Below are 23,239 nucleotides of genomic sequence, written 5' to 3' on the forward strand. Positions count from 1 at the left end.
CCACTCTAATAAAAATTAGAAGCGGAAGCTAGCACCTACTGAGATCAAACGAGGCATTTCATACGCGTATACTGGGAAGCCGCGTGTAAAGCCTGTGTTTTCTGAGTAGAAGTTGTTATTACCTTCTTGAATTGCATCTTCTTCAAGTAGGTTTACAACTGAAAGTCTTAGGTCGATATTTTCAGTAACATGCCAAGTCGCACTTAGGTCAAGTGTACCGTAGTCATCATGAAGTCGGTTACCATATGCACCCACATCACGGATCATGTACTCTGAACGCCAGTTGTAAGAAGCACGAACTTCAAACATCTCGTTCTCATAGTAACCTGTTATGTTGTACGTGTGACGAGAGCTGTCAGCAAGTACTGGGTTTTGGTCAGGAAACAACATCTTGTCAGATACTGAAGTGTCTGTGTAAGTATAGTTATAAACCGTACCGAAACCGTTACCAAAGTCTTGCTGGTACTGGAATTCAATACCTTCAACATTTGCAGAACCTTGGCTTCGCTTCTCTTCAACAGTCCATCCGAACGCTTGTTCTTCCGCGTTTAGAGAGTAATCAATTTCAGCAGCTGTTGCTTGACGTTGAGATACTGACATGAAGTTTTTAACATCCTTCATGAAGAAACCAACAGAAACTAGAGAGCTTTCGTTGAAGTAGTATTCAACACCTAAGTCAAAGTTATTAGCAATAAATGGCTTAAGACCTACGTTACCAACAATCCAGTTTTGGTTGTTTGGTACGTTATCATTTGCACCCGTTACATTAGGGTTAACGTACATATCAACGTACTGAGGACGAGATAGTGTGCGAGAAGCTGCAACACGTAGAATTACGTCTTCAGTTAAGTCAAATGCCACGTTAGCACTTGGTAAGAACTCAGAGTAATCAGCATCAGACTTTTCACGCGCACCGTCTAGGTAGTAATGAGATGTTGCATCTGTAGAAACGTAACGAATACCAAAGTTACCGCGAGATGAGTCAGTTGAGAAGTTAGCCATTACATAAAGTGCTAGGTTATCTTCTTCAATGTGGCTGTATGCACCAAGATCTTCAGTTTCGCCAGTAACTGCAGCTTTAGCCGCATTCATGAAAGTAGCACTGTCGAACTTCGTCATTTGGTAATCACCAAAGCCGATGTCGATCTTCTCACCTGTTAGCGCAGACGTATCAAAGTAAGGGTCGAATGAATCTGGTGTAATAAACTCATAACGACGGCTTGTTGTTTCGTGCGTAGAGTAACGTAAACCAGTCTTAAGAGACGTGATAGGCCCAAAGTCAACTTCAAACTTTGCATCTGCTTGGAAGTATTGCTCTTCATCTGTCTTAGGCGTTCTGTTCATACGAGAACAGTGTGATGCATCTGTTTGACAGCTCGCAATTGCTACGTGTGAAGGAACGTAGTCTGCAATCGAAGCGCCACCAATACCATTAGGAAGATTCCAAGTTTGGTTACCGTTTGAGAAATCGTAAGTACCATCTACAATTGGAGTTCCTGACTCAGGTACTCTGCCATTTGCATCAAATACTTCAATTTCAAAGTCAGTACCACCAGTTGATGAAGTATCACCAGCTTGGAAACTTAATTCGTAGCCGTCGCCTTTGTATTCTACTTTTAAGTCGTAAACCTCTGAGCTCATTGTCGCTTCACGAGGACGAGCCTGCCAGAAGCCAACGTTTAGAGGACCATGAACAGGCGTACCTTCGATGAATGCTTCAGATTCTCCACCACCCCAAGTCGTATCTGCTTGAGTTAAGAAAAGAGCATAGTTTACGTTGTTTGCTTCCATTTCCATATCCATCGCATTGAATGTAATATCCCATTCATCCGAAGGTGCAAATTGGAAAGTAGCAGCATATGCATTACGCTTACGTTCTTGCTCGAAAGCTACAGGGCCTGCGCCCCATTGCCAGAATGCTTCATTACCTTGACGTTGCAATTCACGCTCTTGAGAAACAGCAGCGATTAAAACACCAAAGGTTTCATCATCATTTTTCCAACTTGCTAGACCAGAAAGTTGAGGTGAAGTCGTATCTGAATCACTAGAATGTAGCGCTTCCACTGAGCCGTAAACAGTTAGAGGATCTAAATCAAGTGGCTTACGTGTATTAACAACAACTGTACCACCTACACCACCTTCTAATAGATCTGCTTGAGAAGATTTATAAACTTCTAAGCCGCCTACCAGCTCTGATGGTAATAGAGAATAGTTAAAAGAACGTTTAGCAGGCTCAAACACGAACCAGCCAGTAGATGCTACATTTTGTCCGTTTAGAGTTGTCAAAGTTAGGTCGTTACCAACACCACGGATTGAAACCGCAGCACCTTCACCCCATTGACGCTGAACTGTTACACCAGGAATACGCTGTAGTGATTCTGCAACGTTTTTATCCGGCATTTTACCGATGTCTTCAGCTGTTACAGCATCGACTACTGAATCTGAAAAACGTTTTGTATTTAGTGATGCTTCTAAAGAGCGGCGGATACCGCGTACTTCAATTACTTCTACGTCTTCTTGAACTTGATTGCCGGTTTCAGCAACTGCTACACCAGATACGCCTGCGGTTAACGCAAGACCAATGTTTGCAGCTAGTAAACTTTTCTTAAAATTATTAGCTAACACAGGATTCCCCTTGAATCATTTTGTTGGTTTTTAAATCACTTCTGCCCAGTGATGATGACAACGCTGTCATCTAATAACAAACCATACACCCAAAATTACATAATCGCTACATGTTTTTTGCCTTAACACTTTAAAATTTTTCATTTCAAATGCTAAAACCTTAAAAAGTAAAGGATTATTCTGAATTTGGATATACTTTGTTACAAACGAATAGTAATATACCACAGGAAGTGTATAAATCTGTAGTTTCTGAGGTGATTGATACAATTTTTTGTATCTAATTTAAGAACTGCGTATTTTTAATGCAGCTTTTTGAAGAGTTTACCAAAACAATAGCCTGGGCAGAAGCTGTTCAAGGTGATAAACATTCTCAATGACAACGCTGTCATTTTAGTTTATTTGCGAGCTCGTGTCTAGTAAAAGCTTCACTTTGAGAATACTTGCAGCAGAATTAATAAACGTAGAAGAACTGACTTTAAAATTAATTAGTTACCTACCTCACCCTCTTTCTCAATTAGACTATTAGCAACAATAGTCAGTAAAAAAACTTTCAAACTGCCTGTCCTGTATATAACGTTTCATAATAAAGTATGTAAATAATAAGGCACAAAAATAATTAAATCAGTAATAGGTACGAAATTGACTCAATAAGTTGGTATGCACAGTACAAAAGACTAATAACAAGTTGTACTTAAAAGACGCAAAAGACGAAAAGTTGTGAAAAGATTTTTTGTGTAGAGAAGAAGAGAGAAAAAGCACCCAACCAAGGTGCTTTTTTTGTATATTACACTTATGGGCACCAAAACACGCTTAGGTTTAAATCGGGTAAGCCCAAAACTGCCCTTAACGGAATATCAAATTCAGAACCAGGTTGTTTAGCTTCCTCATAGATTTCACGCTTTGCATCACCGCTTATCAACAAGATTGCGTGTTTTGTATTCGCGATACCATTGAGCGATAAACTCATTCGTTCCGTAATACTTCCGGTGACTTCACTTTTAATTGCATTGATTGCACAAACAAGCTGTTCGGTCTGCAATGCTGACTCTAAACCGCTGGCATTAGGGAACAAAGAAGCTGTATGCCCATCCGGGCCCATACCTAAAATAGTAACATCAAAAGGCTGCTTCAAAGATTGGTACTCACTCTCAACAGCAGCTTGGCCAAGCTCTGCGGACTCAGTACTATTTTTCATAGTTACGAAGTCTGCCTTGGATGCATTGTTTTGCAATAACGTTGAATTAATAAATGCTTCGTTTGACTTTTCATGAGTCGTTTCGACCCACCTTTCATCAACCATCGCAACCGTTACTTTACTCCAGTCAAGATCCAAATTTGATAGACGCTTGTATGCAGGTGCAGGTGATGAACCACCGGAAACCAGTATACTCGCCTTACCATCTAATTGAAGTGCAGTGCTGAGAGTATCTTCTAGAAGAGACGCTAAATGCTCAGTCATTTCATCTTTCGAGTCAAAGAATTTTTCGTTTAACAGTGCCATTAGTTGTTTTCTCCAACATTGAACCAAGCGTGGTTTTTCTCTGCAAGTAACTCATCAGCTGATTCAGGACCCCAAGAGCCTGCACGATATAGTGCTGGGGTGCCCTTCTCTTGCCATCTAGCAATGATCGGGTCAATCCATTTCCAAGCTTGTCTAACTTCATCCCTATGGATGAATAAAGAAGGGTTGTTAGCGGCAGCGTCTAGCATTAGGCGCTTGTATGCATCAGAGTGGAATCCATTGCTGTATTTCTCACTCAATTCTATATTTAGCGTCACTGGCTCTAGCTGCATATCGAGGTTATCTAACCGCTTAGACATCAGTGTGAGCTGGATGCTTTCTTCTGGTTGCAATCTGATAATCAGTCTATTAGGTAAAATAGGTCCAACTTTATCATCGTAGACATTGTGAGATACAGGCTTATATTCAACGACAATTTCAGCACAGCGCTGCTTCATACGTTTACCTGTACGCAGATAAAAAGGAACACCTGACCAACGCCAATTTTCAATGTGCGCTCGGATCGCAACAAATGTCTCTGTCGTACTTGAACCTTCGCCAAGCTCTTCTAAGTAACCAGGCACAAGATTGCCATTTAAGTCGCCCGGCACGTATTGGCCTCTAACCACATTTTCGTCGACTAACTCATTGGCCAATGGTCGTAGCGCTTCCAAAACTTTTAGTTTTTCATTGCGTATGCTGTTCGCATTGAGCTTATGAGGAGACTCCATAGCAACAAGGCACAGTAGCTGCAACAGGTGATTTTGTACCATATCGCGAAGTGCACCGGCTTTGTCATAGAAACCGGCTCTACTTTCTAAGCCAACAGTCTCCGAAATACTAATTTGAATGTTGTCGATGGTTTTAGCGTCCCATAAGTTTTCAAATAAAACATTTGAGAACCTCAACGCCATAAGATTTTGAACCGTTTCTTTTCCAAGATAATGGTCAATCCTGAATATTTGTTCTTCTGTAAAATACTCCGCTATTTTAGCGTTAATTTCTTCCGCTGACTCACCACAGTAGCCAATTGGTTTTTCAACAACTACACGAGAGTTTTTAGAAATGAGGGATTTCTTAGAAAGAAGTTCACAACATGTGCCATACACAGCAGGAGGAAGGGATAAGTAGAATACTCGAGATTTGTCTTCGTCTTCTGACGCGAGTATTTCTCTTAGTAAGTCCCAGTTGTCGTCTGCTTCCGTAACATTTACCACAACAGGTACAAGGAACTTGGCAAATTCATTCCAATCTTTATTGTTATATTCACCGCTGCCTAGGTATTCTTGAAGTGCTTTATGTGCCGTATCTATATATTCATTTTTTTTACTTTCTTCTCGAACAGTCGGCAATATGCGGGTACCCTGAGGCAAATTGCCTTCTTGATATGCTCTATACATTGCGGGCAACAATTTTCTCAACGCTAAGTCACCGCCCCCACCAAAAATTACGATATCAAAAGGATTAAGCATAATTATATCTCACAAGGTTAGGCGCGCGATCATAGTGTGAAGAGAACACGCGCGATAATCAAAACCGTTTGGTGTTCAATGCTGAATAGACCAAACTCTACTTCTTTTAGGTTTGAATTCGTTCGCAGATTATTTTACTTACTTACAATTATGTGGAAAAGCAAATTAAGTAAGTTGTATTCAAATTAGTTTTAAAATGAGTCTTAGGGGCTCTGTAATTCCTCTCACAAAAATACAGGCCCTAAGTACTCCAGCGCTACCCGTTCAAAGGTATTCTTTACATACCAAGTCGTCTTGAAACAACTTGATTATTTATCTCTCTGTTGTTTGTAGTAAGCAATCAAACCAGACGTCGAACTATCGTGTTTGTGAGCAACATTGTCTTGTGTAAGTTCAGCTTCAATATTATTTGCCAACCCTTTACCAAGCTCAACACCCCACTGATCAAAAGAACATACACTCAAAATGATGCCTTGGCAGAATATTTTGTGCTCGTACATTGCAATCAATCTACCCACCGCTTTTGCATCTACTTTATCTAGAACAATCGATGTTGTTGGACGATTACCCTGATGTATTTTATGCACCACAAGTTCTTCGATTTCTTGCTCAGATTTACCCTTTGCAAGTAAATCGGCGCGCACCTGCTCTTCATTTACACCAGCCATCATTGCTTCTGTCTGCGCAAAGAAATTAGACAACAATACATCATGATGTTTGCCTAACGCGATTTGCGGCTCGACTGATGCAATAAAATCTGCTGGTACAATTACGTTACCTTGATGTAAACATTGATAAAATGCATGTTGACCGTTAATTCCTGTCATGCCCCAAATAATTGGCACAGTTGTATATGGTACAGTCTGACCATCAAATGTTACATGTTTACCATTACTTTCCATCTCACCTTGCTGTAAATAAGCAGGGAGCATGTGAAGAGCCTGATCATAAGGTAATATAGCCTGAGATGTATGCCCTAAAAAGCTGGTATTCCAAACGCTTAACAAGGCCATAATCAACGGCAAGTTATGCTCAAATTCTGCTGTTTTGAAATGCTCGTCGACCTCAAAAGCACCTTCAAGCACTTCAATAAATTTATCAAAACCTAGATACAAAGCGATTGGTAAACCAATTGCACTCCATAGCGAAAAACGACCGCCCACCCAGTCCCACATAGTAAAGACATTTTCGTCTGCAATGCCGAATTCACGCGTTTTTTCTAGGTTGGTACTAACAGCAACAAAATGCTTCGCAATCGCACTTTTTTCTTGTGCGCTTTCCAAAAACCAACTTACAGACGAAAGCGCATTATTCATCGTTTCAGAAGTTGTGAATGTTTTTGACGAGATAACAAACAGCGTCGTTTCTGCGTCTATTTTTTTCAATACTTGCGCTAACTGCACACCATCTACATTAGAAACGTAGTGAACATTTAGCGTTTCATCTGAGTATGCACTTAGAGCTTCAGTAACCATTTGAGGCCCTAAATTCGAGCCCCCAACACCGATCGCAACCACATCTTTGACTGCTTTGCCAGTGTAGCCTTTCCACTCACCGCTTCTAACGCGATCTGAAAAACCTTTAATTTTATCCAATTCTGACTGAACTTGTTCAGTTACATTAACACCATCTACAAGAATTGGGGTGCCAGCTCTATTTCTAAGCGCAACATGCAGCACAGCACGGTCTTCGGTGAAGTTTATCTTTTCACCAGAGAACATTTTATCACGCCAAGAAGCTAAATCTGATTCTTTCGCTAGGTTTATTAACTGTTCGAACGTAGAGTCGTCTAACAGTTGTTTAGAGAAATCAAAAAGTACCCCGGGAATATGTCTAGAAAATTTATCAAAACGTCCTGAGTCATTGTCAAAAAGTGTTTTTAGATGCTGTTTTTTTAGTCTTTCTGACGATGTAGTTAATGCTTGCCAACTTTGTAACGATGTACGGCAATTCATAATTTTCCCCTAGCGATGATTGTCTGCAAAATACAAAACCTGCACACAATAAACATAATCGAGCGTTAACCATAAGTTAAAATGACAACGCTGTCAAACTTCATGTTTCTCATTTTACTTTCTTTATGATAACCGATTTTTTAATTTTTGACACCGGTATCATAAAATATTTTAGAGATATTCAGTTGTGGTTAAAATTAACGCACAATACTAATCAAGTTAATTTGATCGTTTCCTGAAAAGCGGAAATATACTATATTGCGTTTAAATAATTAAACGTGTCATTCGTTTCGAGTGTGAAGCCCACTGTTTTTGAGGCTAAACCGCAGTTACCCATATTTTGGCGATACAAAACGCCTTGTGATCTCATAGAAGAAAAAAAATGAAAGTAACCATCAACGACGTCGCTAAACATGCAGGCGTATCAATGAAGACAGTATCTAGGGTTATAAATAAAGAACCTTCGGTTAGAAAGAAAACCTACGATATAGTTATGCAGGCCGTAAAAGAGCTGAATTATCAGCCGAATACCGCTGCGCGAAACTTAGCAGGTACGTCTTCATTTGCTATCGGATTAGTCTATGATAACCCAAACGCCTACTATATTATCGACATGCAAAATGGTGTGCTTTCAAGATGTAAAGAAGAGGGCTATGAGCTAGTCATACACCCCTGCTCTGCCAGTGACCCTGATATGCAGCAAGAAATCGCAACGATGATCCAGCGTTCAAGACTTGCTGGACTAGTTCTTACTCCACCTCTTTCAGAACAAAAGCACATCATACAGATGCTTGACGACCTTGGTATTACATACGTAAGACTTCTTTCAGGTCAAAATAATGACCCTGAAAAAGAACAAGGGTCAACAGCAGAGCATAGACACAACAACTGTATTTATGTTGATGACTATGCCGCAGCCTACGAAATCACCGAGCATTTAATTAACTTAGGGCATAAGACTATTGCATTTGCATGCGGTGATGCAGAACACAAATCAACAACTGAACGATTGGCAGGCTATAAGCAAGCATTAGATGACAACCAACTCGAATTTAATGATGCACTTGTATATGGCGGAACCTACTCTTTTGAATCTGGTGTAGAGGGTGCAAAAGCGCTGCTAAAAAATAATAACGAGTCTGGCATTACAGCAATTTTGGGCGGGAATGATGAAATTGCTGCTGGTGCGTTATTTGCGTCTCGACTAATGAATATTGCGATTCCTGAGCAGCTATCTATATCAGGGTTTGAGGACTCTCCATTCTCTAGACAAACTTGGCCAAAACTGACGACTGCTCACCAAGCAAACAGCGTTATTTCTGAACATGCTGCTCGTTTGCTATTTTCTAAAACAAGAGGCAGTCGTTCCCATGACAAAGACATCATAACCACATTTACACCCTCGGTTGTTATTCGAGAAAGTACAGGCCCTGCCCCTAAATAATCTCCGCATGGCGCTATTAAACCAGCGCCAACCCATCGCTTAAATTCGCAACATGCTTAAAACCTAACTTTATTAGTGTTTCTTGTGCCTTTTTTGAGCGAGTACCTGTGCGGCATATCAGTAGATAGGGCGTATGTTCATTCAACCGTTTTTCTAGAAGTTCATTGGCGAGGCGACTTCTTGGAATATTTATAAAGCTAGGGCTGTCTCCCATTCCAAACAGGGCTTTAACATGTTCTTTAGACGCTTCGTGTTCCACTAAGTCCCTCACATCTAAAACGACCCCTTCAAATTGAGATAACCAACTTTTAGCTTCTTCAACAGAGTTAATCTCGATTGGCTTGAGCTTGTTTAAACCCGTTTTTTCGGTCACCAAGTCAAAACCTGCACCGCGAGGCGTGAATAGGGCTTCGTGTGAAGACGATTCTGCTTGAGCTTTCTCTGCAAATCTAATCCTTTTACCATTTGTAAATCGCAATACATAACTCAGCGACTGCTCTGATTCTTCTCGTTTCAAGTTCCACTTTTGACAAGTCGGTATTTCTCTATAGTTAGTCTCATTGCTTACCTCTAACACAGAAAGCAAGCGTTCTCTCGCATGTTGTTGCTTTACTGAATCTTGTTTCAAAAGAATAGCTGTACAGGTTAGGTTTTGAGATAAAATAATGCGTGAAAGTTTTTGAATGACACTTTCAATCGGGTTGTAAACAATCGCCTCAAAATCTTCTGTTACGAACAGCCAGCAGCTTTGGCTGTCGCACTCTAACTGCGTTAGTCCAATGTAATTAACGCGCTTTGCTGACCTCTTCTCATTATTCTTTAAGTATAGTTTTTGCAGTGACGGCTTCAAACAGCGTATCGCAGAGCAGGCATTCGTAATAAACTCAAAATCATCAGCAGGACCAAAAGACAGCCTTACTGCATTTTCGCATTGCCAACGTGTTAACCCCATCGCTTCTAGCACAAAGCTGCTCGATGCACCCGCGCTGCATGCGGATCCTCCACTAACTCTGATCCCTGCCGCATCAAATAAATCCATCACTTCTTTGTTAGTTAGATAGGCTACAGAAAAGTTAATTGTTGTCGAAACGCTAAGCTCAGGATCGCTATGATAAGATACGTCTTCAAACGTATCATTTAATGCCTCAACCAATAATAGGCGATGTTGTTGCAACTGCTCACCTGATTTAAACAGGGCACTCTTACTCATCAAGATTTCAAACAGTGCTTTTAATCCTGCAATGCCTGGTAAATTTTCGGTACCAGAGCGCATTCCTGATTCTTGCCCACCACCCGCAATAAAAGGGGTATACGGCCGCCCATTGCGAATGTACAAAAAGCCCACTCCTTTAGGTGCGTAAAGTTTATGCCCTGAAAATGGTGCATAATCTATAGAGATTGTATCCATATTTAACGGGACTTTCCCCAAGGCTTGTACACAGTCCACTAACCAAGCCACATCAGTATTTACAGCTCTAATTGTATCTTCTAGTAACTTTAGATCTTGTTTTACACCCGTTTCATTATTAACCGCCATAGTACAAATCATCACGGCTTGATGTGCATGCTCAGCGATAAAGTTATGGTCTAATAAGCCCACTTTGTCGACTGGTATTTCTAAAATACGCGCATTGAGCCCCAGCATTTTATTCCAATGAATGAGCGTATTAGGCACTGCTTTGTGCTCAGTCGCGCCATAAAGTAGTACTGGTGAGTCGTAATGCAGCTGTTCGCTTTGAAGGTAGTCACTAATTGCCGACACAACAGCTGTTTGAATTCCTTCGGTTGCACCTGATGTAAACAGCAGTTCACCTGATTGCGTGCCAATTATTTCAAGCCCCAGTGCGCGTGTTTCCTCTAACAAACGCTTAGCTTTAACACCTGTAACATGTGCACTTGATGGGTTTCCAAAATCTGCCAGCATTACACTCATCACACTCGTTGCGATGGGCTCTAAGACGGGGGTCGTGGCATTGGCATCCAAGTAAATGGGCTGTAATGAAGGGGGTTGATTCACTGGCACAACTTATAACTAAATGAAATATGTTATTTCATTTTACACAGTAGTTATCACTTAGTTAAGCCGATTTTTCCAAGAAAGTTAGAGGTATATATTTAATATCGATCAAAAAGGGGCAAATGCCCCTTTGTTAAATGCTTATGTTTAGCTTAATTGTTTGTTGTGGCTGGTTGACCAAGCGTTTCCAAGAGCCTTGACTAAGGATGCCAGTGGTATCGCGAAAAACACTCCCCAAAAACCCCATAGTCCACCAAAAAACAACACTGCAACAATTATATAAACAGGGTTTAAATCAACTGCTTCCGAGAATAAAAGCGGAACAAGTAAGTTCCCATCTAGGGCCTGAATAATGCCGTATACTATTAGAATGGTCCAAAACTCTGGCGCAATACCGAATTGGAATAACGCGACGGCGGCTACAGGAATAGTTACTAAGGCCGCCCCAATAAAGGGAATTAATACAGATAGCCCTACTAAGGTTCCTAATAAAGCCGCATATCTCAACTCAAGCACTGCAAAAGCAATAAAACTTGTCCCACCCACTATCACAATCTCAATAACTTTACCACGAATATAATTCATGATTTGGTGATCCATTTCTTCCCAAACTTGCGTAATCAAACGACGATCTTTTGGGACCAGCTGCTTAATGCCCGAGGTTAAAGGCTCCTTGTCTTTGAGCATAAAGAATACAAGTAATGGTACTAAAATAAGGTAGATCAACCATGCAACAAAATCCTTAATGGATGTCAAAGATACAGAAACAATTAACTCCCCCAGCGCGACTACTTTACTTTCAACTGCTGCAACAATATTTTGAACCTGTTGAACCGAAATCAGGTTTGGATAGTTGTCAGGCAAATGGAGTAAATAGTCTTTGCCTTTTTCTATCATACTGGGCGCTTCTTGAACTAGATTACTTGTTTGCGACCACAACACAGGCACAATCACCAACAACAATGCCAGTACCACACCAATAAATCCTAGCATCACTATGTTTGTTGACATAATTCGACTTGGAAGTACTCTTTGCAACCTTGTTACAGGCCAATCCAGTAAATAAGCTATGACCAGTGCGACAAGTACAGGAATAACAAAAGCGCCAAAAAAATACAGCATGGTCCCGGTAAATAACAATAGGAGCAGTAAAGTGACCGAATCAGGATCAGAGAATTTATCTTGATACCAAGATTTAATAAGTTCAAACATCCGTGCTGTGCACCTCTATGAAATTTATATTACTGTCGGTTGTCACCGAAAAGCTCATTTTTTGACTTTCTAAATATCTTATCACGTCGCTTATATCCTGTTCTTTACTATAGCTAAACCTGATTACACCAACATGATCTCTGTTGGTTCTTAACTGCCACTTAAACTGGACAAATAATTGCGGACATTCATAGCGTCGAAGATCTACTGCATAGATATTTTGTTCATTCATATTATCGATATGCAAAAATGCACTCCCAAGCCCTATCAAAAATTAATAGCGCAAACGTTAGAATTAACCTAAAAATCACAATTTACAACTATTGGTTAAATTTATTCTACATACCTGATATAAAAGCAAAGTCTCTATATTTGTATGTAATAAAACACAATCAGCTTTATAGAGTATATAAGCACTTGGTGGCAAGCAATAAATTGTACGTTTAGGTAATAATTAAACTTTCTTTCTATGGCTTGTATCTAGGCAATGGTTTATTCTTATAGATACAACAAGCATTACGGGAAACCACATGCCACGAGCAAATAATAAGGCACGTTTGCCGGCTAACCCAACATTAAAAGAGATCAATTGGTACAAAAAACAAATCAATTGGGGTGAGCTTCCTCCTTTTTACCACCTTGTTGCTTCTTCAGTTAGTGAGAGTGAAGGTATTTTTCAGCATGGCTTTGATAATGCAATCAAGCGTCTGATTGATAAACGAAATTGGAATTTACACCTGCTAGATGGGTACGAGGATGATAATGGTATCATCCATTGTGAAGGCGCTCCAAAAATCCATTTAAATCAAGTTTTTACAGAAAGAGGATTCGAACTCTGGGCTTACCCAATAGCACGTAACGTAAAAGTCGACACCTACCTTAAAGATAACAAGTTTTTGGAGTTTAATGTGTGGGATCCCCACGCTATGAAGACGTTAATACGCTTTAGCCAACTACATAAATTTATTAGGTTTTATTTTGAACGAGGGGATATTGCAGACAAGGCACTTATCCTCCATGCACACAAAGTTGTCCATCAAACTATCTCTCTTTTGAAAAGAGAATTGAACGTTGTGTGTGTTGATGGGGTCTCAATTAAAGATTTTTATATGTTATGTGAGAAAGACGCCAGAGCATGCGAAGATGAAATCAACCTCGCAAAAATCATGCTCGGCGATGAATTAAAGAAGGACTAGAATGCAATTTAAAAAAGCAATTGTAACCACTTTGTGTGCCCTCTCTCTGAGTTTTTCTGCTGCTAGCCAGGCAAAGTCCGATTTTAAGTTACCAGACCTTGGTACATCTGCAGTGCAAGTATTACCAATTGAGAAAGAGCGACTCATCGGCGACGTCATGATGATGCAAATACGCTCTGGTTCTCCATTAGTACAAGATCCTGTTCTGGATGAATATTTAACCACGTTAGGTAACAAACTTGTCGCTAGTGCAAATGATGTTAGGTTTCCCTTTGCGTTTTTTTGGTTAGACAATAAAGCCATTAATGCATTTGCATTCTACGGCGGTCATGTTGGGGTCCATACCGGTCTACTTGCCCAGTCAGACAACGAAAGCCAACTTGCTTCGGTCTTGGGACACGAAATTGCCCACGTAACTCAGCGACATTTGGCGAGACGAATTCAGCAAGCCAAAGACAACAGTGCACTTACAATTGCAGGCTTAATTACCGGAATTTTGGCAACCGTAGTCGCTCCTGACGCAGGCATGGCAATTCTTGCTGCAAACAGTACACAAGCCTCATTGAGTCAACTAACACATAGCCGTAAAGCTGAACGAGAAGCTGACCGGTTTGGTATGCAAACTCTTGAAAGAGCCGGTTACGATCCATACGCGGCCAGTGAGTTTTTAACCAAGCTTGCTGCGCAAGTGAGGTTTCAAAATAAGCCCCCCGCGTTTCTACTGACGCACCCACTCCCTGAGTCTCGAGTTTCAGACGTGCGCCTTCGTGCGCAACAATACCCTAAGAGATACGTCCAAAGTAGCGACGACTTCCATTACGCTAAAAGCCGAGTCATGGCTCGCTACCATATGAGAGAAGCGGACGCCCAAACTTTCTTTGAAAACCAATTAAGAACAAGTTCTGCGCTTGATAAAAGTGCTTTACAGTACGGTCTTGCCATTGCTTTGCTCGATCAAGATAAGTATCAACAAGCAGAAGCACTTATTAAAAAGTTACTGGCATCAAAGCCTAATAACTTGTTTTTTTTAGATGTGTATACCGACATTAAAATTGGTCAAGAAAAATATGGCGATGCGATTGAGCTGCTTGATAAAAAGCATCAGCTTAGGCCGAACAATCAGGTCATAACACTTAATTTGGCAAACATCGCGATTAAAGCAGAGCAGTACAGCAAAGCAGAACAATTGTTGAAAGTGTTTTTGCTTGATAAACCAAATCACGTACTTGCAAAACAACTGCTAACTGATACCTACAAGCTCAGCGAAGATAAAGCAGCCTATCATGAAGCTAATGCTAGTTTGTTATCACATTATGGCGCATTCATGAAAGCGGCAGACGAAGTTCAAAAAGCGCTAAACTTCGTTGAAAAAGAAGACGAGATTAAACGGCTTAGATTGAAGGCTCTACTCGCAAACTACCGAAATATGCAAAAAGAGTTAGCACAGTTCTAAACCACCATTTACTGCCTAACAATCCAGTTGATGTAATTTAACTCATCATAAATGTTAGGCAGTATGATTTTGTTAAGATACAATCTCACTCAATTAGAAAAAACAAATTCGCTTATTAAGGGATTCTTATGTCTGTCATTATTTATCACAACCCTCGCTGCTCTAAGTCTAGACAAACACTTACGTTACTAGAAGAAAACTCAATTCAACCTGAAGTGGTTGAATATTTAAAAACACCTGTCGACGCAGCTACTTTAGATTCACTGATCTCAAAACTTGGGTTTGAATCTGCACATCAGTTGGTACGAAACAAAGAAACCATATACAAAGAGTTAGGGCTGAGCAAAGATAGCGATGAACAAACGCTTCGAAAAGCTATGATTAAAAACCCTAAACTTATTGAGCGTCCAATAGTGGTAAAAGGTGAGAAAGCAGCTTTGGGCCGTCCGCCAGAATCTGTGTTAGAGATCATTTAAATATTATGCCGGTAATTCTAGTTCTTTATCATTCCAGCCAGGGCTCTGTATCTGCAATGGCGAATGAAATTTACGATACACTCAGCGCGCTTGGCGCTGAGGTAAGGTTGCGCACTTTTGTGCAAAGGCAAGCTCACGACGTTGTCGTGACAAAACAAGATTTAATAGAATGTGATGGTCTTGCGTTTGGCTCACCAACACGTTTTGGCATGATGGCAGCCCAAGCTAAAACGTTTTGGGAAACTACCAGTGATCTATGGTTAAAGGGACAGCTTATAGACAAACCTGCATGTGTATTTTCTTCCTCCAGCAGTATGCATGGCGGAAATGAAGCAACCTTGTTGAACTTGTCTTTACCATTACTCCATCATGGCATGATGTTAATGGGAGTACCTTATGACGTACCAGAATTGCTGTCTACAACAAGTGGTGGAACACCTTATGGTGCAAGCCACGTAGCTGGAATGGATAATAGCCCAGAGCTAACAGAGACCGAAGTTAAAATCTGTAGGGCCATAGCTAAGCGCCTTTTCAACGTATCTAAAAAGTTATTATGAGCCAGATCCCAAAGCAACCTACAACAAAATTGTTTTATAAACTCGCCCTATTCGGCTATATCGGTTTATTAACCTTAATGCCACTATGGCTGTTTTTTATCTCGCCAAGAGAAGGGCACAGCATCGGTTTTATGTTTGTGGTATATATATTGCCACTACTTTTACCGCTTAGAGGCATTCTCAAAGACAAACCATACACGTTTGCGTGGGCCAACTTCATCGTGCTGATTTATTTTATCCATGGTTTTACTTTACTTTGGATTGCAAGCGACGAACTTGTCTGGGTACTCCTAGAACTCCTTTTTTCTACTTGTATGTTTATCGGCTGTACTTATTATGCACGTCATCGTGGACAGGAGTTGGGCCTTAAAATACGTAAATTGAAAGAAGACTTAGCTGATGAAAAATCAGCTCATAAAAACGAGAGTTAATGGCAATCATCGATCTAACTTTTTGTTCGAACTAATACTAAAAAGCCACGTACTCGCGTGGCTTTTCTCAATAGCAATAATAGTGACGTCTATATAGTTAGGCTCTGCCACCAGTTATTTTATTTGCACGCCCTTCTTCTTTTGCCTTGTCGGCGCGTCTTCTTCTCGCTTCTTTTGGATCAGCAATCAGAGGGCGGTAAACTTCGATTCTATCTCCCTCTTTAACAACTTGATGCAATTTAACTGTTCTGTTCCAAATACCCAAACTTAAATTAGTTGATTCTATTTCTGGACAACGTTCTAAAATCCCTGACTGCAAGACGACTTGTTCTGCTGATGTGCCTTCGGCAACATCCACCGTCACAGTTGTTGCTTTGTCAGGTAATGCAAAAACAACTTCCACTTTTATCATTATCTAACTCCATACACAGACTTAGCACGCTGGGTAAATGCTGAGACCATATTTTTTGCAACTTCATTAAATACTTTACCAAATGCAAGTTCGATTAATTTGCTCGCGAACTCAAACTCAAGCTTTAAGTTTACTTTGCACGCTTGCTCATCTAACTCAACGAACTCCCAATAACCTTGCAAAGATTTAAATGGTCCGTCAACCAATTGCATTTTGACCCTATTACCTTCAAATATATTTTTGGTGGTAAACCACTTAGTCAGGCCCGCCTTAGTAATTTCTAGACTGGCTGTCATTTCTTCATTCGAACTACTTAGTACCTTTGCACCAGAACAGTTTGGTAAGAAATCCGGATAGGCATTTACATCATTAACCAGGTCAAACATTTCTTGTGTGCTGTACATCACCAATGCACTTTTTTCTACTTGTGGCATACGATCTCCAAACCTTTATCAGACCGATTTTACCAAGGTTTTTAAGATTTATCTTGTTTGCAGAGACACTGTAGGCGAAAATATGCCATAAAAATTAAATAACACTGTTTTCCAATTCGATTTGTAGGTAGACTAAGCCATTATGGCAAAGAAAAAATCAAATAAATCAACAAGCAATACCATCGCGTTAAATAAAAAAGCGCGTCATGAGTATTTTTTACACGATAAGTTCGAAGCAGGTATGGAACTACAAGGTTGGGAAGTGAAAAGCATCCGAGCTGGTAAAGTTAATATCTCTGAAACTTATATTCATTTAAAAGACGGCGAAGCATTTTTGTTAGGCAGTCAAATTCAGCCATTAAACAGCGCCTCTACCCACGTGATATGTGACCCTTTACGGTATCGCAAGTTGCTTTTGAATAAGCGCGAGATTGATCGCCTTATCGGTGCAACTGAGCGTGATGGCTTTTCCTTGGTTGCAACAGCGATGTACTGGAAGAAATGCTGGGTTAAGCTTGAGTTTCACCTTGCTAAAGGTAAAAAGATGCATGATAAACGCGCAGATATCAAAGACCGTGATTGGTCTAGAGATAAAGAGCGCCTTATGAAGCATAAAGTCTAAACCTGTTCATAGTAGCCGCTAATTTCATTGTGGCTACTCAATCTACTTATTATCCCACATCACCACTAAACAAAATATTGCATTTCAATCAGCTTTAGAATAATCATGCCGCAGTATTTAGTAAGTCTTGAGATACCCAATTGAGCTTTGGTTCGCTATGTATTATTGATAAGTGTAGTTTTGAATGACCCTGCTATACGCGTATCATGAATAGCAAAAAAAAGCCCTTTCGGGCTTTTCCTTTTGGGCTAGTTAGGATTAACCCTTATATTTTTGCACAACCAATGTTGCATTGGTGCCGCCGAAGCCGAAGCTATTAGACATTACGGTGTTTAACTCGGTGTCACGACGTTCAGTTACGATATCTAAGCCTTTTGCTTGCTCATCTAACTCGTCAATGTTAATTGACGGAGTGATAAAGTTATTTTCAAGCATTAGTACAGAGTAGATAGCTTCATGAACACCAGCCGCGCCCAATGCATGTCCTGTCATCGCTTTAGTTGCACTGATCGCAGGAGAGTTATCACCAAATAGCTCTTGAATTGCGCCTAATTCTTTCACGTCACCAACAGGCGTTGAAGTACCGTGCGTATTTAGGTAATCGATATCACCTTCCACTGTCGCCATTGCCTGCTTCATACAACGTACAGCACCTTCACCAGATGGCGCAACCATGTCATAACCATCAGACGTCGCGCCGTAGCCCACGATCTCACCATAGATATGTGCACCACGTGCTAAGGCATGCTCTAATTCTTCGATAACCATGATGCCACCGCCACCTGAGATAACAAAACCATCACGGTTTGCATCGTAAGTACGAGACGCTTTTTCTGGTTCTTCATTATATTTAGTAGAAAGAGCGCCCATCGCATCAAATTCCATTGCTAGAGTCCAGTGAAGTTCTTCACCGCCACCTGCAAAGATAACATCTTGTTTTCCAAGCTGGATTTGCTCCACTGCGTGTCCTACACAGTGCGCAGAAGTTGCACATGCAGAGCTGATTGAATAGTTGACGCCTTTAATCTTGAACGGCGTAGCAAGACATGCAGACGTCGTACTAGCCATAGTACGAGGTACCATGTAAGGGCCTACACGCTTAACACCGCGCTCACGCAAAATATCTGCTGCTTCAACTTGGTACTTAGAAGAACCACCACCTGAGCCAACAACAAGGCCAGTACGTTCGTTCGAAACTTGCTCTTCATTCAAACCTGAGTCTTCAATAGCCTGTGCCATTGCAATGTAAGAATACGCAGCAGCATCACCCATAAAACGGTGCGCTTTACGATCAACCAGTGATTTTACGTCGATATCAATTTTACCAGACACGTTACTACGTAAATTCATATCTGCAAATTCTTGGTTAAAAGCAATACCACTTTTACCCGCTTTCAAAGATTCTAATACTTCTTGCTTGTTGTTACCGATGCTAGATACAACACCGATCCCCGTAATAACGGCTCTTCTCATGGGTAATTCCCTTAGGACTTAAAAAATTTAGGTGTATTCTACGCGGAAAATGCTAATCAAGTGGTCAGCTTTCCAGCGTACACACGTACTCTGAACTGATATTTGCAAAATTGCAACGGACTAATGCAAATAAAAGCAGTAAAATAGCGAATAATTACAGAAGGTATTCTAACGTATTTCTATGATAAGTAACGCACAAATCCATTTTAACGACGCCGGCACGCCTGTTGCCGATAATTTTGATGACGTTTATTTCTCTAATGACGATGGACTTGCTGAGTCTAATTATGTCTTTTTTGAGCAAAACCATTTACCAGAACGCTTCGATAACCACCCAAGACCTCACTTTGTTATTGCTGAAACTGGGTTTGGTACTGGACTTAACTTTTTAAATAGCTGGACGCGTTTTAACAACAGATCAAAAGATTCAAACATTGAACGTCTGTACTTTATCTCTTTCGAGAAATACCCAATCAAGTTAGACGATTTAAAACAAGCGCTACAAGCTTGGCCTTCTCTTCAGCCACTGTCAGATCAACTTTGTGAAAAATACCCAATGGCGTTACAAGGTTGCCACCGTCTGGAGTTTGAACAAGGGCGGGTAATTCTTGACCTGTGGTTCGGGGACGTTCAAGCATCCTTACCTCAAATTGCCTACAAAAATAAGGGATTAGTAGATGCTTGGTATCTAGATGGGTTTGCACCGAGTAAAAACCCCGATATGTGGCAGCAATCGTTGTTTGACGCCATGGCAAACCTAAGTCAAACCAATGCGACTTTCGCCACTTTCACGGCCGCTGGTTTTGTTAGGCGAGGTCTACAAGAAGCAGGGTTCGACTGTAAAAAAGTCAAAGGCTACGGTAGAAAAAGAGAAATGGTGGTTGGTCAGTTGGAAAACGCAACCCCTCACCAGACTACACCCATCTATTTCCAACAAAGTAAAGCTTCACTCGATAGCGCCGCGATTATTGGCGGGGGTATCGCCACAAGTTGCTTAATGTACAACTTGGCAAAAAGAGGTGTTCAAACAACGCTATTTTGTGAAGATGACTCTCTGGCGCAAGGCGCATCTCATAATCGCCAAGGGGCTGTTTATCCAAACTTACAAAGTGAATTTGGAATTCCTTCTGAGTTTTACGCACATAGCTTTTTGTATGCCCTGCGCTTTTATCAAACATTAGCAAAGCAAGAATACAACTTTGCCCATCAATGGTGCGGTGTATTGTTGCAGAGCGTCACTGAAGCGAAAAAACAACAACATCACAAGATAGCAACCAGTTCGCTCTACCCTGAACAACTCATCAAATCAATCACAACTGAGCAAGCGCAAAAAATTGCAAGCATCGACATACCTTATGGAGGCTTATTTATTGAGCAAGGTGGCTGGGTAAGCCCGCCGGAGCTAACACAGGCTGTATTTGATGCTGCAAATGACCTAATACCGAGCACGACGTATTTTAATACTTGCATCGAAAAGTTGGATCGAAAGAAAGATGGCTGGTACTTGATTTCAAAAGAAACAGAATTTGGGCCATTCTCAGAAGTTTTCGTATGCGCAGGAGAGCACAGCGATCGCTTCGAACAAACAAAAGATATTGGTATTCATGGCGTTCGAGGCCAAGTATCTCATATTGAAGCGGGTGAAACTTCTGAACAGCTATCGACGGTCCTTTGTCACAAAGGCTACTTCACACCAAGTCAAAACGGCCAGCATTGCATGGGTGCTACTTTCGAAAAACACTCGAAATCGAGACAAATCAAAGAGCAAGATAACATTACCAACCGTGAACAATTGGCGAGCTTTTATGAAGGCACAAAATTCGACACCAGTTTGGGAGACGTTAAAAGTGCCAAGGCAGCTGTAAGGTGCTGCTTTAATGACCACACGCCGATGATTGGACAAGTGCAACAAAAAGAAGATGTGATCCAAGCTTACCGGAATCTTAGTAAGGGTAAATTTTATGACTTTTCACCTCAAGAGCTTCCACATCAAGGGCTTCACATTGTGACTGGGTTTGGCGCGAGAGGCTTGTGCACAGCTCCAATGGTTACTGAACACTTAGTCGCCAGCCTTTTGGAAGAACCTCTTCCATTCAGTGAGCGAGTACATGAGGCTCTGCACCCCTCAAGGTTGTATGTACGAGACCTAATTCGTAATAAAATCTAATAAGCCTAACAATCTTCCAAGCCCAATTTAGGGCTTGGATATTTGAATGATAACGCGTCGGTTTGCTTCTCGACCGATTGGCGTTGTATTTATTGCAACATGCCGCTTTTCACCAAAACCATCGGCAATTATCTTGTTTGCTGGCACGCCCTTGCTCGCCATATAGTCCTTGATTGCCATTGCCCGCTTTTTGGATAAATTCAGGTTGACGTTTTTAGCACCATAGCTGTCTGAGTATGCTGAAATGTAAATAGAATCAATGTCCGGGTCGTTATTTAAATACTCGCCTATCATATCTAATCTTTTGCGCGAAGATTGAGTTAACTCGCTGGAATTTTGACGGTAGTTCATGACAACAAAAGCAATGTCTTCAAAGCTGTAAGGTAACAGATTGTCTCTACATTGCAAAAACTCCCAATAAGACTTCTTAAAGTTTACCGAAGACAATGACACAGATATTTGGTCATGCTTATTGTTCCAGTCTTCATAGTAAAAAGTAGGCTGATACCCTTTTTCTAACTCAGTTAGCATTTCCCAAGCAACTGGGTTGCCTAATTCCCCATCGAACTTTTTCAGTAACGACATTTTGCCCATACTTCTTGCCGGCGTACCTGCACGCCAACTTGGCGGCACCGACTCTAGTCCAGCAAAGTCGTAGCTTTCTGGCCTAATAACCATATCCAAGCTAAAAGTAAGATCTTTATTTTTACTTGCTGTGGAGCTAAAAATAGCTTCCCCATAATAAGGGACGTTATGAGATAATGTGCATGACAAACGAGTTGTACGATCAACCATCCACTTAGAACTATCTACCGAGGCACTATATTGCCGCATAGCACTTTGCGCAGGCCAAACAACTGATAACACAATTGTTGCAACTAAGATGTTGATATTACACTTCACTTTTCTTACCTCAAGCAATGTAGTCGGTTTTCAGGCAACGCGTCTTTCACCTGAATGTTCTTACTGCACTAACTTAAGCAATTAACGTACCGTTTTAATGCGCCAAAAATGCCGTAACGCATAAAAATAGTTATTTATCAGCTTATACTAAATAGCATCTTGGCGCACGATCAGTATAATAGGCGGCTTGATTTAGAAAACCAAGTTGACCATGGCAGAACAAGAGCAGTCCCTATTTGCAAAGCGCTTTCGCGGCTTTTTCCCCGTTGTAATTGATGTTGAAACAGCTGGATTTAATAAAGACACTGACGCCCTTTTAGAAATCGCTGTTAGCCTTTTAAAAATGAACGATGAGGGCGAGCTTAGTATCGATAAAACATTGCATTTTCACGTTGCGCCTTTTGAAGGCGCTAACATTGAGCAATCGGCAATAGAATTTAACGGCATAGATCCACTCTCCCCACTGCGCGGAGCCGTTGAGGAAAGTGAAGCCATCAAAGAGATCTGTAAGGCAGTCAGAAAAGCGCAGAAAGATACTGGTTGCCAGCGCTCGGTAATCGTGGCACACAATGCAGCGTTTGATCACGGCTTTCTAAATGCAGCCATTGAACGCAACAATATCAAGCGAACTCCTTTTCACCCATTTGTTAGCTTTGATACCACCTCACTAGCAGGACTCGCACTGGGTCAAACAGTGCTGGCAAAAGCTTGCAGAGCAGCTGGTATAGAATTTGATAACGCACAAGCCCATTCTGCATTGTATGATACAGAACGCACAGCGGAGCTATTTTGTTATATCGTTAATAAGTGGCAAGCTTTGGGTGGGTGGCCATTGCCTCAGGATGACGAACAACATGCGCAGACAGGCGATGACAAGTAACTCCAACTC

Annotated in this window: 20 protein-coding genes; 9 read left to right on the forward strand and 11 right to left on the reverse strand. The window is 41.0% G+C overall.

Going from position 1 to position 23,239, the window contains the following annotated elements; all coding sequences use genetic code 11:
- Positions 1–15 precede the first annotated feature (15 nt).
- The 4 genes from N482_RS14215 to pgi all read right to left on the reverse strand — a co-directional run bounded on the left by N482_RS14215 (position 16) and on the right by pgi (position 7,553).
- A complete protein-coding gene (locus N482_RS14215) occupies positions 16–2,625 on the reverse strand; it encodes a TonB-dependent receptor (protein ID WP_063377664.1) in 2,610 nt (869 codons plus the stop codon).
- 790 nt (positions 2,626–3,415) lie between these two features.
- Entirely contained in the window at positions 3,416–4,126 is a 711-nt protein-coding gene (gene pgl / locus N482_RS14220; RefSeq protein ID WP_063377665.1) for a 6-phosphogluconolactonase, read from the reverse strand.
- Positions 4,126–5,598 (reverse strand): glucose-6-phosphate dehydrogenase, encoded by a 1,473-nt coding sequence (gene zwf / locus N482_RS14225; protein ID WP_063377666.1) that lies wholly within the window; start codon positions 5,596–5,598, stop codon positions 4,126–4,128. Before zwf ends, pgl begins: the two co-directional genes overlap by 1 nt.
- Positions 5,599–5,906: 308 nt before the next feature.
- Positions 5,907–7,553, reverse strand: coding sequence for a glucose-6-phosphate isomerase (gene pgi / locus N482_RS14230; protein WP_063377667.1), 1,647 nt, complete (start codon positions 7,551–7,553; stop codon positions 5,907–5,909).
- A 382-nt stretch (positions 7,554–7,935) separates the two neighbouring features.
- Between pgi and N482_RS14235 the strand changes: the two genes are divergently transcribed.
- Positions 7,936–8,997, forward strand: a complete 1,062-nt coding sequence (locus N482_RS14235; RefSeq protein WP_063377668.1) for a LacI family DNA-binding transcriptional regulator — start codon at positions 7,936–7,938, stop codon at positions 8,995–8,997.
- 16 nt (positions 8,998–9,013) lie between these two features.
- Here the strand turns inward: N482_RS14235 and N482_RS14240 are convergent, their stop codons facing one another.
- The 3 genes from N482_RS14240 to N482_RS14250 form a co-directional block, all read right to left on the reverse strand.
- Positions 9,014–11,014 (reverse strand): aminotransferase class V-fold PLP-dependent enzyme, encoded by a 2,001-nt coding sequence (locus N482_RS14240; RefSeq protein ID WP_081227960.1) that lies wholly within the window; start codon positions 11,012–11,014, stop codon positions 9,014–9,016.
- A gap of 147 nt (positions 11,015–11,161) precedes the next feature.
- Positions 11,162–12,226 (reverse strand): AI-2E family transporter, encoded by a 1,065-nt coding sequence (locus tag N482_RS14245; protein ID WP_063377670.1) that lies wholly within the window; start codon positions 12,224–12,226, stop codon positions 11,162–11,164.
- Positions 12,219–12,473, reverse strand: a complete 255-nt coding sequence (locus tag N482_RS14250) for a hypothetical protein (RefSeq protein ID WP_155730594.1) — start codon at positions 12,471–12,473, stop codon at positions 12,219–12,221. The genes N482_RS14245 and N482_RS14250 overlap by 8 nt, the downstream gene beginning before the upstream one ends.
- Before the next feature lie 283 nt (positions 12,474–12,756).
- On the opposite strand from N482_RS14250, the gene N482_RS14255 reads away from it, so the two are divergent.
- The 5 genes from N482_RS14255 (at position 12,757) to N482_RS14275 (ending at position 16,339) form a co-directional block, all read left to right on the forward strand.
- Complete coding sequence (locus N482_RS14255) at positions 12,757–13,422, forward strand: hypothetical protein (RefSeq protein WP_063377672.1); 666 nt, start codon at positions 12,757–12,759, stop codon at positions 13,420–13,422.
- A 1-nt stretch (position 13,423) separates the two neighbouring features.
- The gene (locus N482_RS14260; protein ID WP_063377673.1) at positions 13,424–14,875 is read left to right on the forward strand and encodes a M48 family metalloprotease; all 1,452 of its coding nucleotides are present in this window, start codon (positions 13,424–13,426) and stop codon (positions 14,873–14,875) included.
- A gap of 128 nt (positions 14,876–15,003) precedes the next feature.
- A complete protein-coding gene (gene arsC / locus N482_RS14265; protein ID WP_063377674.1) occupies positions 15,004–15,351 on the forward strand; it encodes an arsenate reductase (glutaredoxin) in 348 nt (115 codons plus the stop codon).
- Positions 15,352–15,353: 2 nt separating this feature from the next.
- Entirely contained in the window at positions 15,354–15,908 is a 555-nt protein-coding gene (wrbA, locus tag N482_RS14270) for an NAD(P)H:quinone oxidoreductase (RefSeq protein ID WP_155730595.1), read from the forward strand.
- The gene (locus N482_RS14275; protein ID WP_063377676.1) at positions 15,905–16,339 is read left to right on the forward strand and encodes a DUF2069 domain-containing protein; all 435 of its coding nucleotides are present in this window, start codon (positions 15,905–15,907) and stop codon (positions 16,337–16,339) included. The genes wrbA and N482_RS14275 overlap by 4 nt, the downstream gene beginning before the upstream one ends.
- A 97-nt stretch (positions 16,340–16,436) precedes the next feature.
- On the opposite strand, the gene N482_RS14280 is transcribed toward N482_RS14275, so the two are convergent.
- Positions 16,437–16,751, reverse strand: a complete 315-nt coding sequence (locus tag N482_RS14280) for an RnfH family protein (RefSeq protein ID WP_063377677.1) — start codon at positions 16,749–16,751, stop codon at positions 16,437–16,439.
- Positions 16,751–17,185, reverse strand: coding sequence for a type II toxin-antitoxin system RatA family toxin (locus tag N482_RS14285; RefSeq protein WP_063374004.1), 435 nt, complete (start codon positions 17,183–17,185; stop codon positions 16,751–16,753). The genes N482_RS14280 and N482_RS14285 overlap by 1 nt, the downstream gene beginning before the upstream one ends.
- 142 nt (positions 17,186–17,327) lie before the next feature.
- Here N482_RS14285 and smpB point away from each other — a divergent pair, with 142 nt between their 5' ends.
- Complete coding sequence (gene smpB, locus N482_RS14290; RefSeq protein WP_023401520.1) at positions 17,328–17,807, forward strand: SsrA-binding protein SmpB; 480 nt, start codon at positions 17,328–17,330, stop codon at positions 17,805–17,807.
- Positions 17,808–18,065: 258 nt separating this feature from the next.
- Here smpB and fabB read toward each other — a convergent pair whose 3' ends face one another.
- Positions 18,066–19,280 (reverse strand): beta-ketoacyl-ACP synthase I, encoded by a 1,215-nt coding sequence (gene fabB, locus N482_RS14295; RefSeq protein WP_063377678.1) that lies wholly within the window; start codon positions 19,278–19,280, stop codon positions 18,066–18,068.
- Between the two features lie 181 nt (positions 19,281–19,461).
- Between fabB and mnmC the strand changes: the two genes are divergently transcribed.
- The gene (gene mnmC, locus N482_RS14300) at positions 19,462–21,447 is read left to right on the forward strand and encodes a bifunctional tRNA (5-methylaminomethyl-2-thiouridine)(34)-methyltransferase MnmD/FAD-dependent 5-carboxymethylaminomethyl-2-thiouridine(34) oxidoreductase MnmC (RefSeq protein WP_063377679.1); all 1,986 of its coding nucleotides are present in this window, start codon (positions 19,462–19,464) and stop codon (positions 21,445–21,447) included.
- Positions 21,448–21,474: 27 nt separating this feature from the next.
- On the opposite strand, the gene N482_RS14305 is transcribed toward mnmC, so the two are convergent.
- Positions 21,475–22,338 (reverse strand): OmpA family protein, encoded by an 864-nt coding sequence (locus tag N482_RS14305; RefSeq protein ID WP_419555041.1) that lies wholly within the window; start codon positions 22,336–22,338, stop codon positions 21,475–21,477.
- A gap of 223 nt (positions 22,339–22,561) precedes the next feature.
- On the opposite strand from N482_RS14305, the gene rnt reads away from it, so the two are divergent.
- On the forward strand, positions 22,562–23,230 hold the full coding sequence (rnt, locus tag N482_RS14310; RefSeq protein WP_063377681.1) for a ribonuclease T: 669 nt from the start codon (positions 22,562–22,564) through the stop codon (positions 23,228–23,230).
- Positions 23,231–23,239 lie beyond the last annotated feature (9 nt).

Source organism: Pseudoalteromonas luteoviolacea NCIMB 1942 (genome assembly GCF_001625595.1).
GTDB classification, from domain to species: Bacteria; Pseudomonadota; Gammaproteobacteria; order Enterobacterales; family Alteromonadaceae; genus Pseudoalteromonas; species Pseudoalteromonas luteoviolacea_A.

Bases quoted from the DNA above. Each gene is read 5' to 3' on its own strand.
- pgl (WP_063377665.1), bottom strand. From the start codon at position 4,126: ATGGCACTGTTAAACGAAAAATTCTTTGACTCGAAAGATGAAATGACT.
- zwf (WP_063377666.1), bottom strand. From the start codon at position 5,598: ATGCTTAATCCTTTTGATATCGTAATTTTTGGTGGGGGCGGTGACTTA.
- pgi (WP_063377667.1), bottom strand. From the start codon at position 7,553: ATGAATTGCCGTACATCGTTACAAAGTTGGCAAGCATTAACTACATCG.
- N482_RS14235 (WP_063377668.1), top strand. From the start codon at position 7,936: ATGAAAGTAACCATCAACGACGTCGCTAAACATGCAGGCGTATCAATG.
- N482_RS14245 (WP_063377670.1), bottom strand. From the start codon at position 12,226: ATGTTTGAACTTATTAAATCTTGGTATCAAGATAAATTCTCTGATCCT.
- N482_RS14255 (WP_063377672.1), top strand. From the start codon at position 12,757: ATGCCACGAGCAAATAATAAGGCACGTTTGCCGGCTAACCCAACATTA.
- N482_RS14260 (WP_063377673.1), top strand. From the start codon at position 13,424: ATGCAATTTAAAAAAGCAATTGTAACCACTTTGTGTGCCCTCTCTCTG.
- arsC (WP_063377674.1), top strand. From the start codon at position 15,004: ATGTCTGTCATTATTTATCACAACCCTCGCTGCTCTAAGTCTAGACAA.
- N482_RS14275 (WP_063377676.1), top strand. From the start codon at position 15,905: ATGAGCCAGATCCCAAAGCAACCTACAACAAAATTGTTTTATAAACTC.
- N482_RS14280 (WP_063377677.1), bottom strand. From the start codon at position 16,751: ATGATAAAAGTGGAAGTTGTTTTTGCATTACCTGACAAAGCAACAACT.
- N482_RS14285 (WP_063374004.1), bottom strand. From the start codon at position 17,185: ATGCCACAAGTAGAAAAAAGTGCATTGGTGATGTACAGCACACAAGAA.
- smpB (WP_023401520.1), top strand. From the start codon at position 17,328: ATGGCAAAGAAAAAATCAAATAAATCAACAAGCAATACCATCGCGTTA.
- fabB (WP_063377678.1), bottom strand. From the start codon at position 19,280: ATGAGAAGAGCCGTTATTACGGGGATCGGTGTTGTATCTAGCATCGGT.
- mnmC (WP_063377679.1), top strand. From the start codon at position 19,462: ATGATAAGTAACGCACAAATCCATTTTAACGACGCCGGCACGCCTGTT.
- rnt (WP_063377681.1), top strand. From the start codon at position 22,562: ATGGCAGAACAAGAGCAGTCCCTATTTGCAAAGCGCTTTCGCGGCTTT.